19 protein-coding genes are annotated in these 26184 nt (G+C 72.7%); 10 read left to right on the forward strand and 9 right to left on the reverse strand.

Features of this window, described 5'->3' with window-relative positions; all coding sequences use genetic code 11:
- Positions 1 to 14: 14 nt before the first annotated feature.
- Positions 15 to 473 carry an Lrp/AsnC family transcriptional regulator gene (locus ACZ3KJ_RS21515; protein WP_467529115.1) on the forward strand — a complete coding sequence of 153 codons (459 nt, stop codon included), beginning with the start codon at positions 15 to 17 and terminating at the stop codon, positions 471 to 473.
- A gap of 170 nt (positions 474 to 643) precedes the next feature.
- Positions 644 to 3484, forward strand: coding sequence for a helix-turn-helix transcriptional regulator (locus tag ACZ3KJ_RS21520; RefSeq protein WP_467529117.1), 2841 nt, complete (start codon positions 644 to 646; stop codon positions 3482 to 3484).
- Between the two features lie 33 nt (positions 3485 to 3517).
- Here the strand turns inward: ACZ3KJ_RS21520 and hemE are convergent, their stop codons facing one another.
- Positions 3518 to 4585 carry a uroporphyrinogen decarboxylase gene (gene hemE / locus ACZ3KJ_RS21525; protein ID WP_467529119.1) on the reverse strand — a complete coding sequence of 356 codons (1068 nt, stop codon included), beginning with the start codon at positions 4583 to 4585 and terminating at the stop codon, positions 3518 to 3520.
- A 153-nt stretch (positions 4586 to 4738) separates the two neighbouring features.
- Between hemE and ACZ3KJ_RS21530 the strand changes: the two genes are divergently transcribed.
- The 3 genes from ACZ3KJ_RS21530 to ACZ3KJ_RS21540 all read left to right on the forward strand — a co-directional run bounded on the left by ACZ3KJ_RS21530 (position 4739) and on the right by ACZ3KJ_RS21540 (position 7956).
- On the forward strand, positions 4739 to 5407 hold the full coding sequence (locus ACZ3KJ_RS21530; RefSeq protein WP_467529121.1) for a DUF3000 domain-containing protein: 669 nt from the start codon (positions 4739 to 4741) through the stop codon (positions 5405 to 5407).
- A gap of 277 nt (positions 5408 to 5684) precedes the next feature.
- Positions 5685 to 6347: a response regulator transcription factor gene (locus ACZ3KJ_RS21535; RefSeq protein WP_003993737.1), complete on the forward strand. Its 663-nt coding sequence runs from the start codon at positions 5685 to 5687 to the stop codon at positions 6345 to 6347.
- Between the two features lie 319 nt (positions 6348 to 6666).
- Positions 6667 to 7956: an HRDC domain-containing protein gene (locus ACZ3KJ_RS21540; RefSeq protein WP_467529123.1), complete on the forward strand. Its 1290-nt coding sequence runs from the start codon at positions 6667 to 6669 to the stop codon at positions 7954 to 7956.
- A gap of 98 nt (positions 7957 to 8054) precedes the next feature.
- Here the strand turns inward: ACZ3KJ_RS21540 and ACZ3KJ_RS21545 are convergent, their stop codons facing one another.
- From ACZ3KJ_RS21545 to ACZ3KJ_RS21555, 3 genes are read right to left on the reverse strand one after another with little or no spacing between them, the layout of a single operon-like run.
- On the reverse strand, positions 8055 to 8885 hold the full coding sequence (locus ACZ3KJ_RS21545; protein WP_467529124.1) for a carbohydrate ABC transporter permease: 831 nt from the start codon (positions 8883 to 8885) through the stop codon (positions 8055 to 8057).
- Positions 8882 to 9832: a carbohydrate ABC transporter permease gene (locus tag ACZ3KJ_RS21550; protein WP_467529126.1), complete on the reverse strand. Its 951-nt coding sequence runs from the start codon at positions 9830 to 9832 to the stop codon at positions 8882 to 8884. The genes ACZ3KJ_RS21545 and ACZ3KJ_RS21550 overlap by 4 nt, the downstream gene beginning before the upstream one ends.
- Entirely contained in the window at positions 9832 to 11145 is a 1314-nt protein-coding gene (locus ACZ3KJ_RS21555) for an ABC transporter substrate-binding protein (protein ID WP_467529128.1), read from the reverse strand. The genes ACZ3KJ_RS21550 and ACZ3KJ_RS21555 overlap by 1 nt, the downstream gene beginning before the upstream one ends.
- Before the next feature lie 189 nt (positions 11146 to 11334).
- Between ACZ3KJ_RS21555 and ACZ3KJ_RS21560 the strand changes: the two genes are divergently transcribed.
- The 4 genes from ACZ3KJ_RS21560 to ACZ3KJ_RS21575 all read left to right on the forward strand — a co-directional run bounded on the left by ACZ3KJ_RS21560 (position 11335) and on the right by ACZ3KJ_RS21575 (position 18227).
- Positions 11335 to 13725, forward strand: a complete 2391-nt coding sequence (locus tag ACZ3KJ_RS21560; RefSeq protein WP_467529130.1) for a glycoside hydrolase family 2 protein — start codon at positions 11335 to 11337, stop codon at positions 13723 to 13725.
- Positions 13722 to 14759 carry a LacI family DNA-binding transcriptional regulator gene (locus ACZ3KJ_RS21565; protein WP_389515419.1) on the forward strand — a complete coding sequence of 346 codons (1038 nt, stop codon included), beginning with the start codon at positions 13722 to 13724 and terminating at the stop codon, positions 14757 to 14759. Before ACZ3KJ_RS21560 ends, ACZ3KJ_RS21565 begins: the two co-directional genes overlap by 4 nt.
- 124 nt (positions 14760 to 14883) lie before the next feature.
- Positions 14884 to 16101, forward strand: a complete 1218-nt coding sequence (locus ACZ3KJ_RS21570) for a thiolase family protein (RefSeq protein ID WP_467529132.1) — start codon at positions 14884 to 14886, stop codon at positions 16099 to 16101.
- Positions 16098 to 18227 (forward strand): 3-hydroxyacyl-CoA dehydrogenase NAD-binding domain-containing protein, encoded by a 2130-nt coding sequence (locus tag ACZ3KJ_RS21575; RefSeq protein WP_467529134.1) that lies wholly within the window; start codon positions 16098 to 16100, stop codon positions 18225 to 18227. Before ACZ3KJ_RS21570 ends, ACZ3KJ_RS21575 begins: the two co-directional genes overlap by 4 nt.
- Positions 18228 to 18309: 82 nt before the next feature.
- Here ACZ3KJ_RS21575 and ACZ3KJ_RS21580 read toward each other — a convergent pair whose 3' ends face one another.
- Positions 18310 to 19332 (reverse strand): DUF8189 domain-containing protein, encoded by a 1023-nt coding sequence (locus tag ACZ3KJ_RS21580; protein WP_467529136.1) that lies wholly within the window; start codon positions 19330 to 19332, stop codon positions 18310 to 18312.
- Between the two features lie 117 nt (positions 19333 to 19449).
- On the opposite strand from ACZ3KJ_RS21580, the gene ACZ3KJ_RS21585 reads away from it, so the two are divergent.
- A complete protein-coding gene (locus tag ACZ3KJ_RS21585; protein ID WP_467529138.1) occupies positions 19450 to 19836 on the forward strand; it encodes a PIN domain-containing protein in 387 nt (128 codons plus the stop codon).
- A 36-nt stretch (positions 19837 to 19872) separates the two neighbouring features.
- Here the strand turns inward: ACZ3KJ_RS21585 and ACZ3KJ_RS21590 are convergent, their stop codons facing one another.
- The 4 genes from ACZ3KJ_RS21590 to ACZ3KJ_RS21605 all read right to left on the reverse strand — a co-directional run bounded on the left by ACZ3KJ_RS21590 (position 19873) and on the right by ACZ3KJ_RS21605 (position 26084).
- Positions 19873 to 21399: an amino acid permease gene (locus ACZ3KJ_RS21590; protein ID WP_467529140.1), complete on the reverse strand. Its 1527-nt coding sequence runs from the start codon at positions 21397 to 21399 to the stop codon at positions 19873 to 19875.
- Positions 21400 to 21759: 360 nt separating this feature from the next.
- Positions 21760 to 23688, reverse strand: a complete 1929-nt coding sequence (gene dxs, locus ACZ3KJ_RS21595; protein ID WP_467529142.1) for a 1-deoxy-D-xylulose-5-phosphate synthase — start codon at positions 23686 to 23688, stop codon at positions 21760 to 21762.
- Between the two features lie 210 nt (positions 23689 to 23898).
- Positions 23899 to 25296, reverse strand: a complete 1398-nt coding sequence (locus ACZ3KJ_RS21600) for a sugar ABC transporter permease (RefSeq protein ID WP_467529144.1) — start codon at positions 25294 to 25296, stop codon at positions 23899 to 23901.
- The gene (locus ACZ3KJ_RS21605) at positions 25293 to 26084 is read right to left on the reverse strand and encodes an ATP-binding cassette domain-containing protein (RefSeq protein ID WP_389515433.1); all 792 of its coding nucleotides are present in this window, start codon (positions 26082 to 26084) and stop codon (positions 25293 to 25295) included. Before ACZ3KJ_RS21605 ends, ACZ3KJ_RS21600 begins: the two co-directional genes overlap by 4 nt.
- Between the last annotated feature and the right edge of the window lie 100 nt (positions 26085 to 26184).

The raw sequence follows: 26184 nt of genomic DNA on the forward strand, positions 1-26184 counted from the left end.
AGGGAAGACGATCGGTGACGGCCCCCATCGAACTGGACACGGTCGACAAGACCCTCATCCGGCTGCTCCAGCGGGACGGCCGCGCGTCGTACACCGACCTCGGCAAGGAGGTGGGACTGTCCGCGCCGGCGGTACGGGCCCGGGTGCAGCGGCTGACGGAGCGCGGGCTGCTCCAGTTCGCCGCGGTGACGGATCCGCTGAGACTGGGGCTGCCGGTCATGGCGCTGCTCGCCATCAAGGTCGACGGCCTGAAGGAGACCATCGACGCGCTGGAGCGCATCGACAGCGTCATCTACCTGGTGTCCACGGCCGGTTCCCACGACCTGTTCGCGGAGGTCGTGTGCCGGACCATGGACGACCTGTCGCTGATCATCAACGACAGGGTCCGCACGCTCCCGGGCGTGCGCTCGGTGGAGTCCTTCCCGTACTTCGGCATCCACGTGCACCGGTTCACCTGGGACATCCCGGACTGAAACAGCCACGGAACCCCGAGAACGTTTAATACGGTATTCAGGCGCATAGGTAGCTTAAGAAAAGTAAGTCGAGCGGCCTCGCCACTTCCGTACGGTTGTTCCGGCCGATCCTCGTGGCCGGAGCCGGACCAGGTGGGTGCCGGACCGCACACGGAGGGGGAACGGCACCCATGGTCGCAGTGCCCGTACCGGCCGCCGGGGAACTCCCGGTGGCACGGGAGGCCGAACTCGCCGCGCTCACGCGGATCGTGGAGGCCCTGGGGAACGGCCACGGCTCGGTCGTGGAGATCGCCGGAGAACCCGGCATCGGAAAGACCCGCCTCGCCACGGCCCTGGCGGAACTGGCCGCGCGGCGCGGACTCCCGGTCGCCCGGGCCCGTGCCGCCCGCGCGGACACCACCCCGTTACAGGTGTTCCGCGACGCCTGGACCGCACGGCGGTCCTTCCCGCAGGCGGCCGGGGCCGGGCCGGAGCCGTTCGACGAGGCCGGCCGGCCGTCACCCGCCCGGTGGGCCGCGGGCGGCGTCCTGGTGCTCGACGACGTCCACGGGTGCGACCCCGGCTCGACGGCCGCGCTCGCACGGCTGGCCCGCTCCCCGGAGCCCGGCCCGTTCGTGCTCGCCCTGACCCACCGGCCCCGGCAGACCCCGCCCGGACTGCTGGAGGCGCTGGAGGACGGGGTGCGGACCGGCACGGTGACCCGGATCGAGCCGGGCCCCCTCGACCCCCCGGCGGTGGCCGCCCTGCTCACCGCGTGGCGCACGCCCGCGGGCACCGGGCCGCACGACCCGGCCGGGCCCGACGGCTTCGCGGATCAGGTGTGCGCCGCGGCCGGCGGCAATCCGCAGTACCTGCGCCTGCTCGTCGCGGCGGACTGGCACCCCGGCCACTGGCCCGAGCGCTCGGGAACCGACGCCGACGGGCTGCTCCGCGAGGCGAAACCGCTGATCGCCGAGTTCGACGCGCTGACGCCGCGGGCCGCGGTCGCGCTGTCGGCGGCGGCCGTGCTCAGTTCCCCGTTCCGGCCGCAGGACGTCGCCCAGGTCGCGGAGCTGGGGCTGGACGACACCCTCGACGCCCTCGCCGAGTTGGAGCGCGCCGACCTGGTACGGCCGGCCGACTGGAGCGGCAGGCTGCGCTTCCGCCATCCCGTCGTCGGCCACGTCGCCTACGAGAGGGCCGGTCTGTCCTTCCGGCTGCGGGCCCACCACCGCGCCCTCGACCTGCTCACCGCCCGCGGCGGCCGGGCCCACGAACGGGCGCGCCACGCCGAGCACCTGCTCGGCACGGACGCCGCCCTCGCCGCCCGCGCCCTGTCCGAAGGAGCCGCGGACATCGCCGCGCGGGCACCGGCGACCGCGGCACGCTGGCTGCGCCTGGCCCTGGAGTCACCGCCCGGCCGGGACGGGACCCCCGGCTCTAGGACCGAGCTGGAACTCGCCTGCTGCCGCGCGCTGATCGCCTCCGGGCAGCCGGAGGAGGCCCGCGCCCGCGCCCATGAACTGCTGGCCGACCCCCGCGCGGACCTGAGCGAACGACAGTCGCTGCGGGCCCACGCCGTCTGCGCCGACGCCGAGCGGCAGCTCGGCCGGTACGAGGAGGCGACGGCCATGGTCTGCGCCGCCCTCGACGCGCTGCCCCGGCCCCTGCCCGATCCGTTACCGGCCGAAGCCGTCGGGCTGGTCATCGAGTACGGCCTGGTCCACGTGGTGCGCGGCCGGCACGACCAGGCGCGTGACCTGCTCCGGGAGGCCGCGCGGACGCCGGGCGAGGCGGACCGGGCGGACCGCACCGTGCTGCGCGTCCTCTCCGCGCTCTGCGCAACCCACTCGGGTGACCTCGCCGAAGCCGGACCCGAGGTCACCCGCTGCGCCGGGCTCCTGGACGCCCTGCCCGACCCCATGGCCGGCCGCATCCCGGAGACGCTCGCCCTGCTCGGCTGCGCCGAGCTCTACCTGGAGCGGTTCGCGGACGCCGCCCGCCACCTCGGCCGGGGGCTGGACGCCACCGGATCGGACGCCCACCGGCCCATCCTGATGCACCGGCTCCTCGCGCTCGCCATGGTCGAGCAGTGGACCGGCCGCCTGGCCGCCTCCGAACGGCGGGCCCGCGAGGTCGAGGCCCTGGCCCGCACCCTCGGCGCCCCGGACGCGGTGGCCCTGGCCCAGGCGATGCGCGCGACGGCGCTGGTGTGGTCCCACGGCCGGCACTACGCCGCCGAGACGATCGCGCTCGTCGAGGAGGCGACGACGGCCTCCCCGCCCGGCCACAGCTGGTGGAGCACCTCCGCGACCGGTCTGCTGGCCCAGGCACGGCTGCTCGCCGGCGACGCCGCCGGGTGCCGGCGGACCCTGCTGGACAACGGGGGCGGCGAGGGGCTGCCGCTGGTCCGCCCGTTCTCCCGGCCCTTCGCGCTCGCCCTGCTGGCCACGGCCGCACTGGAGTGCGGTGACCACGAGAGCGCGCACCGCCTGGTCCGGACGGCCGAGGCGGAAGCCGGACGCCTGGGGCTCGTGGTCCAGCAGGCGTACGTGCACGACGCCCGCGCCCGGCTGCACCTGGCCGAGGGCGAGCACGCGGCGGCCGCCGCGCTCTTCGAACCGGCCGCGGCGGCCTTCCGCTCCGCCGGCATGCCGGTGCAGTACGCCTGGACGCTGGCGAGCGGCGCGCCCGCGCTCGCCGCGACCCAGGGCCGGGCCACGGCCCTGGGCCGGCTGGACTCGGCGGACGTGGTCGCCCGCACCTCGGGGGCCCGTCTCGTACAGGAGCGGGTGGTCCGCACGCGCACCGAGCTGTCCGACAGCCACCGGACCGCGCACTCCCTCGCCCTGCTCAGCGAGCGCGAACGCGAGATAGCCGAACTCGCGGCGACGGGGCTGCGCTCCCGCCAGATCGCCGAGCGGCTCTTCCTCAGCACCCGCACGGTGGAGACGCATCTGTCGCGCGTCTACCGCAAGCTCGACGTCTCGTCCCGGCTCGCCCTGTCCGTCCTCCTGCGCCGCGCCGGGTGACCGCGGCCCCGCTCCCCCGCGGGCGAACCGGACTCAGCGGGCGGTGTGCGTGTGGACGTACTCCACGAGCCGGGTCAGCGCGTCCGGGTCGGTGGAGGGCATGACGCCGTGCCCGAGGTTGAAGACGTGGCCCTCCAGTCCGGCGGCCGCGTCCAGCACCTCGCGGGTCTTCGCCTCGACGGCCTCCGTGGTGGCGAACAGGACCGTCGGGTCGAGGTTGCCCTGGAGCGCCTTGCCGGGGCCGACCCGGCGGGCGGCCTCGTCGAGCGGGACGCGCCAGTCGACGCCGACGACGTCCGCGCCGGCCTCGCCCATGAGCTTCAGCAGCTCTCCGGTGCCGACGCCGAAGTGGATGCGCGGGACGCCGTACCCGGCGACGGCGTCGAACACCTTCGCCGAGGCGGGCAGCACGGAACGGCGGTAGTCGGCCGGGGCGAGGGCGCCCGCCCAGGAGTCGAACAGCTGGACCGCGCTCGCGCCCGCCTCGATCTGCACCTTCAGGAACGCCGCGGTGATCTCGGAGAGCCGGTCCAGCAGGTCGGCCCAGAGCTCGGGGTCGCCGTACATCATGGCCTTGGCGTTCTCGTACGTGCGGGAGGGGCCGCCCTCGACGAGGTAGCTCGCGAGGGTGAACGGCGCTCCGGCGAAGCCGATGAGCGGGGTCGGGCCGAGCTCGCGGGTGAGCAGTCCGATCGCCTCGGTGACGTAGGAGACGTCCTCGGGGGTGAGGTCGCGCAGCCGGGCGAGGTCGGCGCGGGTGCGGACCGGCTGTTCGACGACCGGGCCGACGCCGGGCTTGATGTCGAGGTCGAGGCCGATCGCCTTGAGCGGGACGACGATGTCGCTGAAGAAGATCGCCGCGTCCACGTTGTGCCGGCGCACCGGCTGGAGGGTGATCTCGGTGACCAGCTCGGGCCGCATGCAGGACTCGAGCATCGGGATGCCCTCGCGGACCTTGCGGTACTCCGGCAGGGAGCGCCCGGCCTGCCGCATGAACCACACGGGCGTGTGCGGCACGGGTTCACGCCTGCACGCCTTGAGGAAGGGGCTGTCGTACGTCGCTGTCGGCTGCCGGCCGGCGGGGCTCTCGTTCACGCTCACGACGGCAAGTCTCGCACGCCGCCGCGGCCGCTGGAGCCGCCCCCTGCCGGGTCCGCGGACCGTGCGCCTGTTCGCCCAGCGCGCACCCGCCGGGGTCCCGCGCGCGGGTGTCTTGCCCTGCGCGAAGCCGCCGTTCCCCTTAATCTTCCCCGCATGGCTGCGGCTCAGGGACGACTGTCGGACGGCACGGGCGGGATGGACGACGCGAACGGGGAGGACCGGGACGGGGGCGGGTCGGCGCCGCCGGCCTTCCGGGCCGCCGTCGACGCGCTGAGGGCCGCGCGGCTGCGGCCGCAGATCGAGGCGGAGCCGACACCGGCCCCCCAGCGGCTCGCCCCCTATGCGTACGCCCTGGAGGCGACGGTGGTGGACGGCGACCAGGACCTGGCCGACGGCCGGCTGGTGCTGCTGCACGACCCGGCCGGGCACGACGCCTGGCACGGCACCTTCCGCCTGGTGACCCTGGTGCGGGCCGAACTGGAGGCCGAGATGGCCGTCGACCCGCTGCTGCCGGAGGTGTGCTGGTCGTGGCTGACGGGCGCGCTCCAGGCGCGCGGGCTGACGTACGGCGAGCCGAGCGGGACGGTCACGCGGGCGAGTTCGCACTACTTCGGCGGGCTGGCGGAGCGCCCGGCGACCTCGCAGATCGAGATCCGGGCCTCCTGGACGCCCCGTGAGGGCCTGGGCGGGGTTCCGGACACGGGCGGGCACCTGGCGTCCTGGTGCGATCTGCTGGCCCAGGTCGCGGGGCTGCCGCCGGCCGGGCCGGGGGACGCGTCGGTGGTGACGCTGCCGCAGCGGCGCGGCCCGCAGTCGCGCTGACCGCGCCGATCACACCTGCGGGTACCTCGTTCGGCCGCCTCCATGACCGTCTCTTTGTCGATACGGCCACTTTCGATCTCATACGGCACCCACCCAAACCGACTCGATCTTCGGATGATCGATCGTGTGTCCGAATTGACAGATTGTTACTCACTAGATCGTGATCATTCTCTAAAGGACCCCGGGTTCGCTGCCGAAGACGACTGTGACCTTGAAAGCACGGTTCCCCCCGGCTTCATCCCCCGAGCCGGCCCCGTCCCGCACCCCAGGAGGCCTGGTGTCCGTTCTCCTCGAGCAGCCCGCAAGCCTGGTCGCCTACCGCCCGAACAAGCCCACCGCCATGGTGGTCGTGGCCGATCCCCGCGTCCGCTCCACCGTCACCCGCCACCTGTGGGCGCTCGGTGTGCGCGATGTCATCGAGGCCTCGTCCATCGCGGAGGCTCGTCCCCGCATCGGCAACCCCCGGGATATCTGCGTCGCCGACGTCCACCTGCCCGACGGCTCGGGTCTCACCCTGCTGTCGGAGACCCGCGCCGCGGGCTGGCCCAACGGGCTCGCCCTCTCCGCCGCCGACGACATCGGCGCCGTGCGCAACGCCCTCGCGGGCGGTGTGAAGGGCTACGTCGTCACCGGTACCCGCACCAACGTCGGGCTCCCCACCCGGCCCGGTGCCGCCCCCATCGGCGCGGCCGCCGCCCGCCTCCACCGCCGCCCCCCGGGTGCCCCGAGCCACCCGGGCGGCTACCGCGAGCTGTCCGGCCGCGAGGTGGAGGTGCTGCGGCTGGTCGCCGAGGGCCAGTCGAACAAGGCCATCGGCGTCTCGATGGGCCTGTCCGCGCTGACCGTCAAGAGCCACCTCGCCCGGATCGCCCGCAAGCTCGGCACGGGCGACCGCGCCGGCATGGTGGCGGTCGCCCTGCGGACCGGGATCATCCACTGACCCCGGTCCCCGTCACGCCTCCCGCCCCGCACCCCCGTCACGCCTCCCGCCCGGCTTCCGCCCCGACTCCCGTCACGCCTCCCGCCCCGCTTCCCGTCACGTTCCGTCCCGACCGCCACGATCCACGCCGCCGCCCCGACCCATGCCGTTCCCCCCGCCGGCCACCCCCGGCCGGGACCGCGCGCCCGCACCACCCCCGTGAGCCCACGCCGGGACCGCGCGTCCCGGCCGCCGGGCCTGACCGGTTTACGACCCTGCGGCGCCCGCCGACGGAACGTTCCGTCGGCGGGCGCCGTCCACACACGGATACCCTTGACAGGTGACCGACGCCCAAGAAACCGCAGCAGCCAGCTCACTGCGAACCACCGGAGGCGCCCCTCCGGACGACGGCGGAACTACTGCTTCACCTGTTTCCGGGGCGCCGACACCACTGCTCGAACCACGCGAGGGCGTCCCCGACGTCATCGCCGACGAGGCCTCCCTCGCCGCCGTGATCGCGGCCTTCGCCGCCGGATCCGGCCCCGTCGCCGTCGACGCCGAGCGCGCCTCCGGCTACCGCTACGGCCAGCGCGCCTACCTGGTGCAGCTGCGCCGCCAGGGCGCCGGCACCGCGCTGATCGACCCCGTCGCCTGCCCCGACCTGACCGCCCTGGGCGACGCCCTGTCCGGCGCCGAGTGGGTGCTGCACGCCGCCACCCAGGACCTGCCCTGCCTGCGCGAGATAGGCATGGTGCCGACGCGGTTGTTCGACACCGAGCTGGCCGGACGGCTCGCCGGGTTCCCGCGGGTCGGCCTCGGCGCCATGGTCGAGGGCGTCCTCGGCTTCGTCCTGGAGAAGGGGCACTCCGCCGTCGACTGGTCGACCCGGCCGCTGCCCGAGCCGTGGCTGCGCTACGCCGCCCTGGACGTCGAGCTCCTGGTCGATCTGCGCGACGCGCTGGAGAAGGAGCTGGACCGGCAGGGCAAGCTGGAGTGGGCCCGGCAGGAGTTCGACGCGATCGCCTCGGCCCCGCCGCCCGAGCCCCGCAAGGACCCCTGGCGCCGTACGTCCGGCATGCACAAGGTGCGCCGGCGGCGGCAGCTCGGCGTCGTGCGGGAGCTGTGGGAGACCCGGGACCGGATCGCGCAGCGGCGGGACGTGTCGCCGGGCAAGGTGCTGTCGGACGCGGCCATCGTGGAGGCCGCGCTCTCCCTGCCGTCGAGCGTGCACGCGCTCGCCGCGCTGAACGGTTTCGGGCACCGGATGGGGCGTCGGCAGCTGGAGCAGTGGCAGGCGGCCGTGGACCGGGCGAGGGCGTTGAGCGAGGCGCAGTTGCCGCAGCCGGGGCAGCCGGTCGCCGGGCCCCCGCCGCCGCGGGCGTGGGCCGACAAGGACCCGGCGGCCGCCGCCCGGCTGTCGGCCGCGCGGGCCGCGGTGTCGGCCCTGGCCGAGGAGCTGAACATGCCGCAGGAGAACCTCGTCGCGCCGGACTCCGTACGGCGCGTCTGCTGGGAACCGCCCGCCCCGCTCGACGGGGAGTCGGTCGCCGCCGCGCTGTCGGCGCTCGGGGCGCGGCCCTGGCAGGTCGAACAGGTGACGCCGGTGCTGGTCGCGGCCCTGTCCGCGTGAGCACGCCCGGCCGCCGTGGGACCCGTCCGTCCCACGGCGGCCGCGAGGTGTTCGGGGCCGCTTCCGCCCACGGCGGCCGCGAGGTGGCCGCGTCCGGTTCACCTGGACGCGCCCCGCATGAAGCCGTTGTAGATGTACTTCTGGAGGGCGAGGAAGACGATCAGGGTCGGCAGGATCACCAGGACCGCTCCCGCCGAGATCGTCTCCCAGTGGGCCGAGTAGGGCCCCTTGAAGCGGAACAGTGACGTCGAGATCACGCCAAGATCCTGCGACGGCATGTAGAGGAAGGGGATGTAGAAGTCGTTGTAGACGGCGATCCCCTTCACGATCACGACGGTCGCGATCGCCGGTTTCAGCAGCGGCAGGATGATCCTCCGGTAGACGGTGAAGGCGTTGGCGCCGTCGAGGCGGGCCGCCTCGTCCAGGGAGACGGGGATCGAGCGGACGAACTGGAGGAAGATGTAGATCGACACGATGTCGGTGCCCAGGTAGAGGGCGATCGGCGCCCAGCGGGTGTCGAACAGGCCGAAGCCGTGGACGATCTGGAAGGTGGCCACCTGCGTGGTCACCCCGGGCACCAGCGCGGCGACCAGGAAGAGGGCGACCACCAGTCTCCGGAAGCGGAAGGTGAAGCGGTCGATCGCGTACGCCGTCATCGAGCCGATGAGGACGGTCCCGCCGACGGACACCACCAGGATGAAGGCGGTGTTGCCGAAGGCCGTGAGCATGCCGCCGTCCCGGAACGCGGTCACGTAGTTGTCGAAGTTGAGCGGGTCGCGCGGGAGGGTGAGGGCCCCGCCGCCGTTCGCGGTCTCGTTCCCGGTCTTCAGCGAGGTCAGGAAGACGACCCCCAGCGGGAGCAGGACGACCACCGCCGCGAGGACCAGCGACAGGTACACCAGGGCGCGGGCAACGGCTCGGCGCGTCATACCAGGTCCACCCTCTCGTCGGGGACGAGACGCCGCTGCACCCAGGTCACCGCCAGGATGATCAGCAGCAGCACCACGGCGGCCGCCGACGCGAGGCCCGTCTTGTTGAACTGGAAGGCCAGCTTCACGGTCTGGATCACGAAGGTCTCGGTGCCGGTCGCCCCGCCGGTCATGATGTACGGGATCTCGAAGGCGGACAGCGAGCCGGAGACCGAGAGGATCACGGTCAGGGTCAGCACCGGCTTGATGCCGGGCAGGATGATGTGGCGGAACTGGTGCCGGCGGTTCGCGCCGTCCAGCTCCGACGCCTCGTACAGCTCGCCCGGGATGGACTGGATCGCACCGAGGAACAGCACGAAGTTCATGCCGAGGTGGCGCCAGACGGAGACGCCGGCGAGCGAGGTGTTCGCCGAGAACGGCGTGCCCAGCCAGGCGTGGTCGGTGTGGTACCCGAAGAGTCCGAGGACCGTGTCGAGGGTGCCGCCGTCCTGGAAGAAGTACAGGAAGACGAAGCCGATCGCGACGCCGTTGACCAGGGAGGGGAAGAAGAGCACGCCCTTGAAGAAGTTCCGGAGGCGGACGTCGAAGCTGAGGACCGTCGCGAAGTACAGCGCGGCGACGATCTGGAGCGCCGAGGCGGCCAGGTAGTAGCCGCTGACGAAGAACACCTGGAAGAGGTCCTCCCGGGTGAAGATCTCCGCGTAGTTCCCGGTGCCCGTGTAGTGCAGCTCGGGGCTCACGCCGTCCCAGTCGGTGAAGCTGTACGCCACCATGTTGGCGATCGGCGCGTAGGTGAAGGTGATCAGGAAGGCGAGCGGGGCGAGCAGGAACAGCCACGGGGTGACGGTCCGCCAGGCCCGGACCCGTCGTGGGGCCGGTGCGGGGGCGGCGCGCTCCGGGGCCGGCGCCGCGGCCTCGGAGGTCGCCCTCTCGGTGGTGTGGGCCATCAGCCGGTCACGTTCTTCTGCGTCGCGGTCCACTTCTCGCCGAGGCCGGCCAGGAAGTCGTCCAGGCTGCCCTTCTTCGCGCCGCGCGCGAGGTCGACGAGGTCCTGCCGGTACTCGGGCTTGTTGATGCCGACCTCGGACTCGTCGTCGATCAGCTTGACCTTCGCGCCCGCCGAGTCGTCCAGCTCGATCAGCTTCACGCCCGCGTCCTCGTACGGCGTCAGCACCTCGGGCATGGGCGCGTCCTTGAGCGGGGAGATGGCCAGGTTGTCCCGGTCGTAGCCGGACTTGTCGGTGAACCAGTCGATCCAGGCGCGGGCCGCCTCCTTGTGCTTCGAGTGGATGTTGACGGCCTGGTTGTAGTCGGGGCCGACGGTGGCGCAGAACGTGCCGTCGACCTGCGCGGGGAAGGGCATGAAGCCGATGTCGTCGGGGTTCACGCCGGCCTTCTTCGCGGCGTCCTGGAACTGCACGATCGCCCAGGTGCCGAGCCACTGGGTGGCGATCTCGCCCTTCGCCAACTGCGGCTTGGACAGCTCCCAGTTGGTGGTCGTCGGGTCCTTCTCGGCGAGGCCCTGCCGGACGATGTCGTACAGCAGCCGGTCGCCGGTGCGCAGGTCGGAGCCCGCCGCCCACGGATCGCCCTCGGCGAGCTTCGTGGTGGCCTGCGGGTCGCAGCTGACCGAGCCGTTGACGAAGGTCCACGAGGTCAGCGGCCACTGGGCGGCGAAGTTGGTGTAGTAGGGGGTCGCGTCGGTCTTCGTCTTGATCGCCTTCAGGGCGTCCAGGAACTCGGCCGAGGTGGTGGGCCACGCGGTGACCCCGGCCTCCCGCCACACCCGCTTGTTGTAGACGAAGCCGGGCATCACCCCGACCGGGGTCTGGCCGTAGACCTTGCCGTCGACGGCGGTGAAGTCGGTGAAGCGGTACTTCTTCGAGCGCTCGGCCACGGTGCCGAGGGAGGCGAAGTACTTCGGGTAGTCGTCCTTCTTGATCACGCCGGGGATCAGCAGGACGTCGCCGTAGTCCTCCGTGTTCATCCGGATCTTGATCTCGGCCTCGTAGTTGGTGAGGGCCTGGAACTCGACCTTCACCTTGGGGTACGTCTTGTTGAACTCGGCGGCGTACTTCTTCATCGTCCCGTCCTGCACGAGGTCCGTGCGCACGGTGAGGACCGTGATGGTGCCGCTCACCTTCGCGGGATCGGTGGGCGCCGCGGCCTCCGCGCCCTCGGAGGTGCCTGCTGTACCGGTGCAGCCGGGGAGCAGCAGGGCGGCTCCCGCGACGACGGCGAGGACTGTACGGCGGTTCATGTGCATCAGCTCCGTTCACGGGACGGACGAGCACGTGCGGGGTGGTGGAGCGCGTACGGGCCGGTGGAGCGCGTACGGGTTGGCTGGTTCGGCACTCTGGCAGCGCTTTCTCAACCGGTAAAGTCCCATTCCCGCCAAGGATGAAGGACGGCGCCCAAACACTCGGGTTTACCGGTTTAGGGAGTGCGCATGCTGGAGGCGACACCGCTCACCGACGGATGGATCCTGCGGCACGGGCGGGACGCGCTCCCGGCCGTGGTGCCGGGGTGCGTGCACACCGACCTGCTTGCGGCGGGGGTGATCCCGGACCCGTTCCTCGGCCGCAACGAGACCGCGCTCGGGTGGGTGGGGCGGCGGGAGTGGACGTACGAGACGCGGCTGCCGGAGGCGGGGGCCGGGCACGAGCAGACCGACCTGGTCTTCGACGGGCTGGACACGGCCGCCGAGATCCTGGTGGACGGTCAGCTCCTGGGCCGGGTGCGGAACATGCACCGCTCCCACCGCTTCGACGTGACCGGGGCGAGCGGGATGCTGGCGGTCCGGTTCCGGTCCGCCTACGCCGAGGCGGAGGCCGTCCGCGGACGGGTCGGCGAGCGGCCGGCCGCCTACGCCGAGCCGTACCAGTACGTCCGCAAGATGGCCTGCTCCTTCGGCTGGGACTGGGGGCCGACCCTGGTCACGGCCGGGATCTGGCGGCCGGTGCGGCTGGAGCGCTGGTCGACGGCGCGGATCGCCCGGGTGCGCCCGCTCGTCACCGTGGAGGGGGGCGTGGGGGTCGTGGAGTTGCGCGTCGACGTGGAGCGGACCCGGGTGGAGGCCGCGCTCACCCTGGAGGCCCGGGTGGCCGGCCGGCGGGTGCGGGCCGAGGTGACGGGCACGGCCGGTGCCGTACGGGTGGAGGTGCCGGGCGCGCAGCTGTGGTGGCCGCGCGGGTACGGCGGGCAGCCGCTGTACGAGGTGGAGCTGACGCTGCACCACGGGGCGGCCCCGCTGGACGTGTGGCGGCGGCGGGTCGGCTTCCGGACCGTGGCGCTGGACACCTCCGCCGACGCGCACGGCACCGGGTTCACGCTCGTCGTCAACGGTGAGCGGCTCTTCGCGCGGGGCGTGAACTGGATCCCGGACGACGTGTTCCCCTCCCGGGTGACGCGGGAGCGCTACCGGGAGCGGCTCGGGCAGGCCGCCGGCGCCGGCGTGGACCTGGTGCGGGTCTGGGGCGGCGGGATCTACGAGAGCGAGGACTTCTACGACGCCTGCGACGAGCTGGGCCTGCTGGTGTGGCAGGACTTCCCGTTCGCGTGCGCGGCCTACCCGGAGGAGCAGCCGCTGCGGGGCGAGGTGGAGGCGGAGGCCCGGGAGAACGTCGTACGGCTGATGCCGCACCCGTCGCTGGTGCTGTGGAACGGCAACAACGAGAACCTGTGGGGGTTCCGGGACTGGCAGTGGGAGGAGCGGCTCGGCGGCGCCTCGTGGGGGGAGGGGTACTACCTCGGGCTGCTGCCGCGGGTGGTGGCCGAGCTGGATCCGACGCGGCCGTACACGGCGGGCAGTCCCTGGTCGGGGTCGTGGCGGCACCACCCGAACGATCCCGCGCACGGCACGCACCACTCGTGGGAGGTGTGGAACCGCGAGGACTGGGCCGACTACCGGCTCACCGTGCCCCGGTTCGTGGCCGAGTTCGGCTGGCAGGCCCCGCCCGCGTACGCCACCCTGCGGCGGGCGCTGCCCGGGGAGGAGCTCGCGGCCGGCTCCCCCGGCATGCTGCACCACCAGAAGGCCGAGGACGGCAACGGCAAGCTGGAGCGCGGGCTCGCCCGGCACTTCGCCGTCCCGGCGGGGGACTTCGACCGCTGGCACTACCTCACCCAGGTCAACCAGGCGCGTGCGGTCGCCGCCGGGATCGAGCACTGGCGCGCGCACTGGCCGGTGTGCGCGGGCACCGTCGTCTGGCAGCTCAACGACTGCTGGCCGGTGACGTCCTGGGCGGCGATCGACGGCGACGGGCGGGAGAAGCCGCTCTACCACGAGCTGCGCCGGGTGTACGCCGACCGGCTGCTCACCGTGCGGCGGCGGGACGGCGGGCTGCTGCTGGCGGTCGTCAACCAGGCGGCCGGGCGGTGGACGGGGACGGTGTCGCTGCGGCGGATGTCCGTCGACGGGGAGGTGCTCGCCACGGCCGGCGCCGCGTTCGCGGCGGACCCGCGGACGGTGGCCGGGGTGGAGGTGCCGGCGGAGCTGGAGCCCGCCGGGGCGAAGGAGTTCCTGGTGGCCGACGTGCCGGGCGCCGACGGCGGGGAGGGGCTGCGAGCCGTGCACTTCCCGGTGCCCGACCGGGAGATCCCCTATCCGCGCCCGGAGTTCGAGGTGGCCGTCGTCCCCGGGGGCGTCGAGGTGAGCGCCCGCACCCTGGTGCGGGACCTGCTGCTCCAGGCGGACCGGCTGGCGCCGGGGGCGCGGGCCGGCCGGGGGCTCGTCACCCTGCTTCCCGGGGAACGGGTGACGATCGGCGTCACGGGCTGGGAGACTCCGGACGCCGGCGCCGCCCGTGCCGCGCTGTACTGCCAGGAGCCCGCTCGATGACAGCCTCCCCGTCCTCCCGCGTCACCATCAAGGACGTCGCCGCGCGCGCCGGCGTGTCCAAGGGCGCGGTCTCGCTCGCCTTCAACCGCAAGCCGGGGCTGTCGGAGGCGACCCGGGACCGCATCTTCGCGGCGGCGCGGGAGCTGGGCTGGGAGCCGAACCTGACCGCGCGGTCGCTGGCCGGCTCGCGCGTGGACGTGGTGGGGCTGGCGATCTGCCGGCCGGCCCGGATGCTGGGCCTGGAGCCGTTCTACATGGAGTTCGTCTCCGGGGTGGAGAGCGTGCTGACCGAGCACTCCTGCTCGCTGCTGCTGCGGCTGGTGCGGACCGTGGAGGAGGAGGTCGCGATCCAGGAGTCCTGGTGGCGGGGGCGGCAGGTCGGCGGGTCCATCCTGGTGGACTTCCGGGCCGACGATCCCCGGGTGGCGGCGGTCGAGCGGCTGGGGATGCCGGTGGTGGCCGTGGGGCAGCCCTCGCTGACCGGCTCCCTGACGTCCGTGTGGACGGACGACGCCACCGCCGTGACGGAGGCCGTGCGGTATCTCGCCGCGCTGGGGCACCGCCGGATCGCCCGGGTGGGGGGCGCCGCCGCGCTCGGGCACACGGTGATCCGGGCGGCCGCGTTCGACGGGGCGGCGCGGAGTCTGGGGCTGGCCGGGGCGTGGCAGGTCGCGACGGACTACTCCGGGGAGGCGGGGGCGCGGGCCACCCGGTCGATGCTGGCGGCCGCCCCGCCGGACCGGCCGACGGCGATCGTCTACGACAACGACATCATGGCCGTGGCGGGGCTGTCGGTGGCGGCCGAGATGGGGCTGTCGGTGCCGCGGGACGTGTCCCTGCTGGCCTGGGACGACTCGCAGCTGTGCCGGCTGACGCACCCCACGCTGTCCGCGATGAGCCATGACGTGTTCGGCTTCGGCGCGGAGGCGGCGCGGACGCTGTTCGGGGTGGTCACGGGGGCGGGGCCGGGATCGCACCCGGTGCCGACGCCGGTGCTGACGCCCCGGGGGTCGACGGCACCCCCGGGGGTGTGACCTTCACCGCTTGGCCCTCCGGGACTGGGCAGCTACGTTACCCACAAGTAGCATGGGTTCTGAGCGCGCGCTCAGCGCTTGCGCGTCGCAGCAGTGCCATCCCGCACCCTGGAGGAGAGCCATCGTGCCTCGTACCGTCAGGGACGTCGTCTTCGTCGACGGCGTCCGCACCCCGTTCGGCAAGGCGGGCCCGAAGGGCGTCTACCACGAGACCCGCGCCGACGACCTCGTCGTGAAGGCGATCCGGGAGCTGCTGCGCCGCAACCCCGGTCTCGACCCGAAGAAGGTCGACGAGGTCGCCATCGCCGCGACCACCCAGATCGGCGACCAGGGCCTGACCATCGGCCGCACCGCCGGCATCCTCGCGGGCCTGCCCACCTCGGTCCCCGGCTACTCCATCGACCGCATGTGCGCGGGCGCGCTGACCGCCGTCACCACGGTGGCCGGTTCCGTCGCCTTCGGCGCGTACGACGTCGCCGTCGCCGGCGGTGTCGAGCACATGGGCCGCCACCCGATGGGCGAGGGCGTGGACCCCAACCCGCGGTTCGTGAGCGAGAAGCTGGTCGACGAGTCGGCCCTGTTCATGGGCATGACCGCGGAGAACCTGCACGACCGCTACCCGCAGATCACCAAGCTGCGCGCCGACGAGTACGCGGTGCGCTCCCAGGAGAAGGCCGCCAAGGCGTACGCCAACGGCAAGATCCAGGCCGACCTGGTGCCGATCTCGGTGCGCCGCACCTCCCCCGAGGGCGGGGAGACCGGCTGGGGCCTGGTCACGGCCGACGAGCCGATGCGCCCGGGCACCACCCTGGAGAACCTGGCGGGCCTGAAGACGCCGTTCCGCGTCCACGGCCGGGTCACCGCGGGCAACGCGGCCGGTCTGAACGACGGCGCCACCGCCTCCCTCATCGCCTCCGAGGACTTCGCGCGCGAGAACGGCCTGCCGGTCAAGATGCGCCTGGTCTCCTACGCCTTCGCCGGCGTGGAGCCGGAGGTCATGGGCTACGGCCCGATCCCGGCCACCGAGAAGGCCCTCGCCCAGGCCGGGCTGTCGATCTCCGACATCGGCCTGTTCGAGATCAACGAGGCCTTCGCCGTCCAGGTCCTGGCCTTCCTCGACCACTACGGCATCGCCGACGACGACGAGCGCGTCAACCAGTACGGCGGCGCCATCGCCTTCGGTCATCCCCTGGCCTCCTCCGGAGTCCGGCTGATGACGCAGCTGGCCCGCCAGTTCGAGGAGCAGCCGCACGTCCGCTACGGCCTGACCACCATGTGCGTCGGCTTCGGCATGGGCGCGACGGTCGTCTGGGAGAACCCGCACTTCGAGGGGGACAAGTGAGCACCACCGCCGAGCTGTTGAAGGGTGCGGCCGAGCTGTTCCCGGACGAGGTCGTCACCAGCGCGCACGTACGCCACTTCGACCTGCCGCTGGGTGGGGGCCGGTTCGCCCTGATCACCCTGGACAACGGCCTGGACCACACCAAGCCGACCACCTTCGGCCCGCAGTCCCTCGCGAACCTGAACACCGCGATCGACCAGGTCGAGCGGGAGGCCGCGGACGGCCAGGTCGTCGGCGTCGGGGTCACCGGCAAGCCGTTCATCTTCGCCGTCGGCGCCGACCTCAAGGGCGTCGAGCTCCTCAAGGAGCACGAGCACGCGCTCGCCATCGGCAAGGGCGGCCACGAGGTCTTCAAGCGCCTGTCGTCCCTCGCGGTCCCGACGTTCGCGTACTACAACGGCGCGGCCATGGGCGGCGGGGTCGAGGTCGGCCTGCACTGTACCTACCGCACGGTGTCCGCGGCCGTTCCGGCGTTCTCCCTCCCCGAGGTGTTCCTGGGCCTGGTCCCGGGCTGGGGCGGCTGCGCGCTGCTGCCGAACCTGATCGGCGCCGACAAGGCCGTCTCGGTGATCATCGAGAACAGCCTCAACCAGAACAAGCAGCTCAAGGGCGCGCAGGTCTACGAACTGGGCATCGCCGACGCGCTGTTCGAGGGCGCCGACTTCCTGGAGCAGTCGCTCATCTGGACGGCCGCCGTCCTCAAGGGCGAGATCGTCGTCGACCGCCCGGTGATCGACCGCGGCGAGGCCTGGGACCAGGCCGTCGCACGCGGCCGGTTCATCGCCGACGGCAAGGTGCACGGCGCGGCCCCGGCCGCCTACCGCGCCCTCGACATCATCGCCGCCGCCAAGGACGGCGACCTCCAGCGGGGCTTCGACGCCGAGGACCGGGCGCTCGCCGACCTGATCATGGGCGGCGAACTGCGCTCCGGCATCTACGCCTTCAACCTGGTGCAGAAGCGCGGCAAGCGCCCGGCGGGCGCCCCGGACAAGTCGCTGGCGCGGCCGGTCACCAAGGTCGGCGTGGTGGGCGCGGGCCTGATGGCCTCGCAGCTCGCCCTGCTCTTCCTGCGCCGCCTGGAGGTGCCGGTCGTGCTGACCGACATCGACCAGGAGCGCATCGACAAGGGCGTCGGCTACGTCCACGCCGAGATCGACAAGCTGCTCGCCAAGGGCCGCGTCAACCAGGACAAGGCCAACCGTCTCAAGGCGCTGGTGACCGGTGTCCTGGACAAGGCCGAGGGCTTCGCGGACGCGGACTTCGTCATCGAGGCCGTGTTCGAGGAGATCGGCGTCAAGCAGCAGGTGTTCGCGGAGGTCGAGGCGGTCGCCCCGGCGCACGCGATCCTCGCCACCAACACCTCCTCCCTCTCGGTCACCGAGATGGCGTCGAAGCTGAAGCACCCCGAGCGGGTCGTCGGCTTCCACTTCTTCAACCCGGTCGCCGTGCTGCCGCTGCTGGAGATCGTGCGCGGCGAGCGGACCGACGACGCCTCGCTGGCCACGGCGTTTGCCGTCGCCAAGAAGCTGCGGAAGACGGCGGTCCTGGTGAAGGACGCCCCGGCGTTCGTCGTCAACCGCGTCCTCACCCGCTTCATGGGCGAGGTGCAGAACGTCATCGACGAGGGCACCCCGGTCGAGGTCGCGGAGAAGGCGGTCGAGCCGCTCGGCCTGCCGATGTCGCCGCTCGTCCTGCTGGAGCTGGTCGGTCCCGCGATCGGCCTGCACGTCTCGGAGACGCTCCACCGGGCGTTCCCGGACCGCTTCACGGTCTCCCCGAACCTCAAGGCGGTCGTCGAGGCGGGCAAGCGCGGCTTCTACGTCTACGACAGCGGGAAGCCCGAGCTGGACCCCGAGGTCGCCGCGCTGCTGAAGCAGGGCGACACGGTCCTCACCGAGGAGCAGGTGCGGGCGCGCGTCCTGGAGGCGGTGGCGCAGGAGATCGGGCTGATGCTGGACGAGGGCGTCGTCGCGGAGGCCCAGGACATCGACCTCTGCCTGATCACCGGTGCCGGCTGGCCCTTCCACCTGGGCGGCGTCACGCCGTACCTGGACCGCGAGGGTGTCTCGGAGCGGGTGAACGGCAAGCGGTTCCTGGCGCCGGGCGTGGCGTCGGTTCCCGCCTGACCGTCAGGGGGACGTGAAGAGGGCCTCCGCCGTCCGGCGGAGGCCCTCCGCGTCTGTGCCCGCGGCGTCCGGTCCCGGCCGCTCACACCTCCCGCCACGCCGTCAGCGCCAGCCCCGGCTCCTCCTTGCGGCGGCTGGTGAGGAGGCGGCCGGCCGACGGGGACAGGGTCGCCGCGACCACCCGGCCGCCGTGGTCCCGGGCGAGGGCCACCACGGCGTCGTCGGGCAGGTGGGGGCCGGACTCGGTCCACCAGGCGCCGGCCGTCTCGTCCTCGGTCGGGTAGGCGGCGAAGGCGACGCGGCCGCTCGCGGCGCGCTGGGCGAGCAACGTGCAGTCGTGGCCGTCGAGTTCGCAGCGGACGGCGGCCACCGGGCCGGGGCCGGCGGCGGCGAGCAGCGGGACCGGCTTGCCGCCGGGACGCCAGGCGCAGACCTCGCCGGAGTCGTCGTCGGTGAAGAAGAGGGTGGTGTGCTCGGCGGAGGTGGCCAGGGCGCGCAGCGTGCCGGGGCGGACCGCCGCCTCCAGGGGTTCCTCCCGCACCGGGACGGCGCCCGGCTCGGCCTGCCGCCAGTGCAGGATCGCGCCGGAGACGGCCGCGTACACCTCGATACGCCCGGACTCCCCCGTCACGGCGACCGGCGGGCCCTGCACGCCCTGCCCCTTCAGGTCGCGCCACGGGTCCCAGCCGCCCTTCTCCTTCTGGGCGACCATGCTGAGCCCGGTGCCGACGTTGCGCACGAAGACGTGCGCCCGCCCCTGGGCGTCCACGGCCACGGCGGGCGTGCCGGTGCGCCCGCCCGTCTTGTTGGGGTGGCCGACCGGAGCCCAGTCCAGGGCCGCGAGCAGGGGCCGGAAGTGGGTGGAGTGCACCAGGACCGCCTCCCCCGACGCGGTCGGCCGCCAGGCGGCCAGATGGGCGTAGCCGTCGGCGCCCTGCCCGACGGCCACGCCGTCCGGCCGCACCCGCTGTTCGCCGGCCACCGTGCGGGGCGGGTCCCAGGGGCCGCCCCCGGTCCGCTCCGCCCGGCACAGCACGGCGTCGTGTGACGTCAGGTAGACACTGAGCCGCCCGTCGCGGCCGCGTATGAGCCATTCGCCGTTCACCCGCTCACTGTATGACGGCCGTCGCACGGGGCCGCCGCCCGGGGCGCACGCCCCGCGGCGGTCCCGTGCCGCCGCCCGGGGCGCACGCCGAGCCGCCGTCCGTGCCACCCTGGGCCCATGCACGCTGAGCCCGGGGAGCACGCCTCCCCCCTGCTGGTGATCGTCGACGCCGCGAACGTCGTGGGGTCGGTGCCCGACGGCTGGTGGCGCGACCGGCGGGGCGCCGCGGAGCGGCTGCGCGACCGGCTGGCCGCCGGCGGGCTCCCCGGACGCCCCGGCCCGCGGGAGATCGTCCTGGTCGTCGAGGGCGCCGCGCGCGGGGTGGAGTCGGTGCCCGGGGTGCGCGTGGAGTCGGCCCCCGGCAGCGGCGACGACCACATCGTCGACCTGGCCGCCCGCTCCGCCGGCCGCCCCCGCCTGGTCGTCACGGCCGACCGGGAACTGCGCCGCCGGGTGACGGAGCACGGCGCGGAGGTCGCGGGACCGCGGGCCGTGCTCGGCTGAGGGCGGCCCCGTACGGGACGGGGGCGGGGCGGCGGGTCAGCGGTTGCCGTCCCCCCGGTGCGGGTGGGCCACCTCCTCGACCGTGGTCTCCTCGTGGCGGCCCAGCCGGCTGTGGGAGCGGCCGTAGAGGAAGTAGACGAGGAAGCCGATGACCATCCAGACGGCGAAGCGGACCCAGGTCTCGGCGGGCAGGTTGACCATCAGCCAGAGGGAGGCCGCCACCGACAGGAGGGGGAGGACCGGCACCCAGGGCGTGCGGAACGCCCGGTGCAGGTCGGGGCGGGTGCGGCGGAGGACGATCACGCCGATCGCGACGACCACGAACGCGAAGAGCGTGCCGATGTTCACCAGTTCGGCGAGTTCGCTCAGCGGGGTGAAGCCGGCGAGGACCGCGATGAGCACACCGAGCAGGATGGTCGGCCGGTGCGGGGTCTTGAACCGCGGGTGGACCTGGGAGAAGAAGCGCGGCAGCAGCCCGTCGCGGCTCATCGCGAAGAAGACCCGGGTCTGACCGAGCAGCAGGATCATGCAGACCGTGGTGAGACCGACGGCCGCGCCGAAGCTGATGAAGCCCGCGTACCAGGGGTGGCCGGTGGCCTTGAACGCGTCGGCGAGCGGCGCGGTGATGTTCAGCCTGCTGTAGTGCTGCATCCCGGTCACGACGATGGACACCAGGACGTAGAGGGTGGTGCAGATGAGGAGGGAGCCGATGATGCCGCGCGGCATGTCCCGCTGCGGGTTCCTGGTCTCCTCGGCGGCCGTGGCGACGACGTCGAAGCCGATGAAGGCGAAGAACACCACGGACGCGGCGGTGAAGATGCCCATCACGCCGAAGTTGGACGGCGCCCAGCCGAACATCAGCTGGATGAGCGGGGACTGGAGGCTGTCGCCCGCCGGCACCGCCTGCGCCTTCGGGATGAACGGGTCGTAGTTCTTGCTCTCGACGAGGAAGGCACCCGCGATGATCACGACGAGGACGACGGTCACCTTGACGGCGACGACGACCGAGGTGACGCGCGCGGACAGCTTGGTGCCGACCACGAGGATGGCGGTGAGCACGAGGACGAGCGCGGCGGCGAGGACGTCGAAGCCGAACCCCTGGGCGCCGTCCCGGGTGCCGAGCGCCGCCGGCAGGTGCCATCCCGCGTTGTCCAGCAGCGAGGCGATGTAGCCGGACCAGCCGACGGCGACCACCGCCGTGCCCAGCGCGAACTCCAGGACCAGGTCCCAGCCGATGATCCAGGCGGGGAGCTCTCCGAGCGAGGCGTACGAGAAGGTGTACGCGGAGCCCGCCACCGGCACGGTGGAGGCGAACTCGGCGTAGCAGAGGGCGGCGAGCGCGCAGACGACCCCGGCCACGACGAAGGCGAGGGCGACGGCCGGACCGGCGTTGTTCCTGGCGACCGTGCCGGTGAGGACGAAGATGCCGGTGCCGATGATGACACCGACGCCGAAGACGGTCAGGTCCAGCGCGGACAGCGACTTCTTGAGCGCGTGCTCCGGTTCCTCGGTGTCGAGGATGGACTGTTCGACCTTCTTCGTCCGGAAGAGGGTGCTGCTCACGGGCCTACCTCCCACGCTGGTCGTCCTCGACATGATCGAGAGCGCGTGGTGCGTATGCCCCGGCGTGGGCGTGTCACGCGGACGGGCCGGTCGCACCACTCCTCACGGTGGCACAACCGGCCCTTTCCGGCGCGTTCGGCCTGTCCGTCCGGGCGTCTCCGGCGCGGCAGGGCCCTAGGTCCTGTCGTCACATTCCCGTCTGCCCCGCGACGCCATGCACGCACTCTCGCCGCACCGGGCCCAGACCGAAGTACATCCAGTACGAGGGTCAGGGCCCGGCACACCGAGAGCACGCACCTGACGCCGCAGGACCGCCCTTCGGGCGACGACGCGAATGTGACGACAGGCCCTAGCAGTGCGTCAGTCGCGGGCGGACTCCACGGAGTCGACCTCGGCCTCCGTGCTGTCGTACCGTCCGTCGAGCCGGGAGACCAGGCCGGTGACCTGGCGGGCGATGTCGGGGGCGGTCAGACCGATCTCGGCCATGACCTCGGCGCGGGTGGCGTGGTCGAGGAAGCGCGGCGGGATGCCGAAGTCGCGCAGCGGGACGTCGACGCCGGCGTCCCGCAGGGCCTGGGCGATCGCGGAGCCGACACCGCCGACGCGGGAGTTGTCCTCGACGGTGACGACCACCCGGTGCCGGTCGGCGAGCGGGGCCATCGCCTCGTCGACCGGCTTGACCCAGCGCGGGTCGACGACGGTGGTGGAGATGCCCTGCCGGTCGAGGAGCCCGGCGATCTCCAGGCACATGGGCGCGAGGGCGCCGACCGAGACGAGCAGCACATCGGGCCGGTCGGTGCCGGGCTCGCGCAGCACGTCCATGCCGCCCACCCGTCCCACGGCGGGCACGGCGGGGCCGACGGCGCCCTTGGAGAAGCGGACGACGGTCGGTGCGTCGTCGACCTCGACGGCCTCGCGCAGCTGGGCGCGCACCTGGTCGGCGTCGCGCGGCGCGGCCAGCCTGAGTCCCGGCACGACCTGGAGGATCGACATGTCCCACATGCCGTTGTGGGAGGCGCCGTCGGTGCCGGTGACCCCGGCCCGGTCCAGGACGAACGTCACCCCGCACTTGTGGAGCGCGACGTCCATGAGGACCTGGTCGAAGGCGCGGTTGAGGAAGGTGGCGTAGACGGCGAAGACGGGGTGCACGCCGGCGTGGGCGAGGCCCGCCGCGGAGACGGCGCCGTGCTGTTCGGCGATGCCGACGTCGTAGACGCGCTCCGGGAAGGCCTTGGCGAACTTGTCCAGGCCCACCGGCTGGAGCATGGCGGCCGTGATGGCGACGATGTCCTTGCGCTCCTTGCCGAGCTCGACCATCTCGTCGCCGAAGACGGAGGTCCAGTCGGCGCCGGAGGTGGAGATCGGCAGACCGGTGTCGGGGTGGATCTTGCCGACGGCGTGGAAGCGGTCCGCCTCGTCCTGGAGGGCGGGCTGGTAGCCGCGGCCCTTCTCGGTGAGGCAGTGCACGATGACGGGCCCGCCGAACCGCTTGGCGCGGGCCAGCGCCGACTCCAGGGCCTCGATGTCGTGCCCGTCGATGGGGCCGACGTACTTCAGGCCGAGGTCCTCGAACATGCCCTGGGGGGCGATGAAGTCCTTCAGGCCCTTCTTGGCGCCGTGCAGGGTGTCGAAGAGCGGTTTGCCGACGACGGGGGTGCGGTCGAGGATCTCCTTCGTCCGGGCGAGGAAGCGCTCGTAGCCGTCGGTCGTGCGGAGCGTGGCGAGGTGGTTGGCGAGGCCGCCGATCGTGGGGGCGTAGGAGCGCTCGTTGTCGTTGACGACGATGACGAGCGGGCGGTCCTTGGCCTCGGCGATGTTGTTGAGCGCCTCCCAGGCCATGCCGCCGGTCAGCGCGCCGTCACCGATGACGGCGACGACGTGGCTGTCGCGTTCGAGGAGCTGGTTGGCCTTGGCGATGCCGTCGGCCCAGCCGAGCACCGTGGAGGCGTGGCTGTTCTCGATGACGTCGTGCTCGGACTCGGCCTGCGAGGGGTAGCCGGACAGGCCGCCCTTCATCTTCAGCCGGGAGAAGTCCTGCCGTCCCGTGAGCAGCTTGTGCACGTAGGACTGGTGGCCGGTGTCCCACAGCACCTTGTCCCTGGGCGACTCGAAGACCCGGTGGAGGGCGATGGTGAGCTCGACCACGCCGAGATTGGGCCCGAGGTGGCCGCCGGTCTTGGAGACGGCCTCGACGAGGAAGGCGCGGATCTCCCCCGCCAGCTGGTCCAGCTCCTCCGGGCTGAGCCGGTCCAGATCGCGCGGTCCCGTGATGCGGGTCAGCAGCGGCACCCGTGCCTCCTTGCAGTAGAGCTGATCGAGCTGTTGCCGGGTTCGTCGAGTCTAATGTTCCGTCTCGGCCCGTGGACCACGGCCCGTGCGTCATAGGTCACCCGTCGGCCGTACCCATGTCGGACGGTTCCTATGACAGCGCTGTGCCCGGCACCGAGAACGGTGCCGGGCACGGGCGTGCGGGACACGACGGCGCGGTCCCGGGGAGCGTCAGCCGCGCCCCGCGGCCTTCTGGCTCTTGCGGGAGACGGAGTCGATGACGACCGCGCCGAGCAGAACACCACCGGTGATCATGTACTGGATCGAGGTGTTCATGTTGAGCAGGTCCAGGCCGGTCTGGATGGACTGGATGACCAGCATGCCGAGCAGCGCCGACCACACCGAGCCGCGGCCGCCGAAGAGGCTGGTGCCGCCGATGACCGCCGCGGCGATCGCCAGCATCAGCGTGTTGCCGCCACCGGCGTTCAGCGTGGCGCTGGCCGTCTGGCCGGCGAAGAACATACCGCCGACCGCCGCGAAGCCACCGGCGATGGCGAACACGGTGATCCGGATCAGGGCCACGTTGATGCCGGCGCGGCGCGCGGCCTCGATGCCGCCGCCGACCGCGAAGACCTTGCGGCCGTAGGTGGTGCGGCGCAGCACGAAGTCGACGATGACCAGGCAGGCCAGGAAGATGACCAGGGCGTTGGAGACGCCGGCGGCGTTGTTCAGCACGGCCGCGGCCACGAAGGAGGCGATGCCGAGCGCGCCGACCCGGATGAGGATCTCGCTGGTCGGCCGGAACGGCACGCCCGCAGCCCTGCGGCGGCGCTGCTCACCGAAGTTGCCGACGAGCATCAGCACGACACCGAGGCCGGCCAGCAGGTAGGCGCCGATGATGGCCTGGTCCATGAAGAAGGAGCTCTGGCCGAGCAGGTGGACCGGGCCGGAGTCGGCCGGGATGTTGATGGTGCCGCTGGAGCCCAGCAGCCAGAGCATCAGACCGTTCCAGCCGAGGAAGCCGGCCAGGGTGACGACGAACGCGGGCACGCCGATCTTGGCGAAGAACCATCCGTGCAGGGCGCCGATGGCGACACCGGTGAGGACGGTGAGGAACAGCGCCAGCCACTGGTTCATGGTGTGGTCGACCACGAACACCGCGAACAGGGTGGACGCCAGACCGCTGACCGAACCGACGGACAGGTCGATCTCGCCGAGCAGCAGCACGAACACCAGGCCGATGGCGAGCATGCCGGTGGCCGAGAGGAAGTAGCTGACGTTCGAGAGGTTCTCGGCGCTCAGGAAGCGGTCGTTCTGGAGCTGGAAGATCGTCCAGATGATGATCAGGCCGATGAAGACCGGCAGCGAGCCCAGCTCGCCGCCCTTCACCTTGCGCTTGAACTCGGTGACGTAGCCCTTGAGGCCCTCTTCGCGCACCAGCAGGCGCGGGTCGACGACGGCGACGGGGGCCGCGGTGGGGTCGTCGGCGGGAGCGACGGTCGCCTGCTTCTCGACGACGCCGTCGGTCTTCTCGGCCTGGGTGGCCTTCGGGCCCTCGGCGCTGTCGCCCTTGGCGGCCTTCGCGGCCTCGGCGCTGTCGCTCTTCACGGTCTTGGACGTGTCGCTCACTTGGCCGCCTCCGCGGTGCGACGCCCCGCACGACGGGTGACGGCGTTGTCCGTGGCACCCGTGATGGCGGCGATGATCTCTTCGTGGCTGGTGTCCTTCACGGGGAAGGAGCCGTTGTTCTTGCCCAGGCGCAGTACGGCGACGGTGTCCGCGACCGCCTTGACGTCGGCCATGTTGTGGCTGATGAGGATGACGCCGAGGTCCCGCTCGCGCAGCCGCTCGACCAGGTCGAGGACCTGCGCGGTCTGCTCGACGCCGAGGGCGGCGGTGGGCTCGTCGAGGATGACGACCTTCGGGTCACCGATCAGCGCGCGGGCGATGGCGACGACCTGGCGCTGGCCTCCGGAGAGGCTCGCGATCGGGATGCGCACGCTCGGGATGCGGATGGAGAGCGTGGACAGCAGCTCGCGGGCGTTCTTCTCCATCGACACCTCGTCGATGACGCCGCGGCGGAGCAGCTCGCGCCCGAGGTAGAGGTTTCCGACGACATCGAGGTTGTCGCAGAGGGCGAGGTCCTGGTAGACCGTCGCGACGCCGAGGGCCTGGGCGTCGTTCGGCTTGGTGATGCTGACCGGCCTGCCCTCCCACTCGATGACGCCCTCGTCGATGGGGTGGACACCCGCGATCGTCTTGACCAGGGTCGACTTACCTGCGCCGTTGTCGCCCACCAGGGCGACCACTTCTCCGGCGTGGACCTCCAGCTCGACATCGGTGAGGGCCTGGACCGCACCGAATCGCTTGGAGACTCCGCGCAACGCCAGCACGGGCGTAGCGGACACGTGAACCATCTCCTTCGCCGCCTGACCGGCGGGGATGCCGCGCGCTGTGGGAAAAGGCGCGGAGGGGTGTGCGGGACGGGACGCGGAACGCGTCGCCGGCGCACGAGGT

It is taken from the genome of Streptomyces sp. NPDC003248, assembly GCF_055563235.1.